The organism is Acetomicrobium sp. S15 = DSM 107314 (assembly GCF_016125955.1).
In the GTDB taxonomy this organism is placed as follows: Bacteria; Synergistota; Synergistia; order Synergistales; family Thermosynergistaceae; genus Thermosynergistes; species Thermosynergistes pyruvativorans.
This window is the reverse complement of sequence record NZ_JADEVE010000299.1, coordinates 1-542: the sequence shown is the minus strand read 5'-3', so window position 1 is coordinate 542 and position 542 is coordinate 1. Positions and strand designations below refer to the sequence as shown.

At 54.8% G+C, this 542-nt stretch carries 2 protein-coding genes; one reads left to right on the top strand and one right to left on the bottom strand.

Annotated elements, in window-relative coordinates; translation table 11 throughout:
- On the bottom strand, nt 1-216 hold a 216-nt coding region (locus EZM41_RS13850; protein WP_232619248.1), incomplete at its 3' end, for a hypothetical protein.
- 97 nt (nt 217-313) lie between these two features.
- On the opposite strand from EZM41_RS13850, the gene EZM41_RS08855 reads away from it, so the two are divergent.
- Nucleotides 314-493, top strand: coding sequence for a hypothetical protein (locus tag EZM41_RS08855; RefSeq protein ID WP_198470745.1), 180 nt, complete (start codon nt 314-316; stop codon nt 491-493).
- Nucleotides 494-542 lie beyond the last annotated feature (49 nt).

Sequence of the window (542 nt, the reverse complement as noted above, 5' to 3'; positions counted from 1 at the left end):
GCGGTGCTCGAGATAGAATACTCGGATTTCGTGCTCTTCCTCGTTCATTTGTCCTTGGGACCGGGCGCGCGCAAAGCACAGCTTGAAGAGCTGAAGGACAGGTGCGCCAAAATCGAAATCTTCGGCACCGCCCTGGGCCGTGGCCGACCCGCGGCCGAGGCAACCGCCCACCTCAATTGGTTTGCCCGTAAAGACACAATGCTCGCTAAAGCCCATGACTTTCACATAATAAAACGCGAACCACCCCCGAGCCCTACACTCCGTCTACCACACTTTCCCGACACGACGCTCTTCCGATCTTGGAATTCCAGAGATGATAGCTAATGCCCTCGCAGGCGTAGGAGAGTCGATGTGGTCTCCGTTCAGCTGGGCCTCGGACAGGATCGCAGGAGCCTGGGATTGGATCAAGGAGAAGGCCTCCAGTGTCGTGGGCTGGTTCGGTGGAATTCCAGAGATGATAGCTAATGCCCTCGCAGGCGTATTAGTAACATAAAACTAAACAAAAACATTCTCCAAGGACAAGCTCGAAGGAGGAATGGATG

Coding starts and splice junctions, on each gene's coding strand:
- EZM41_RS08855 (WP_198470745.1), top strand. CDS start 314: ATGATAGCTAATGCCCTCGCAGGCGTAGGAGAGTCGATGTGGTCTCCG.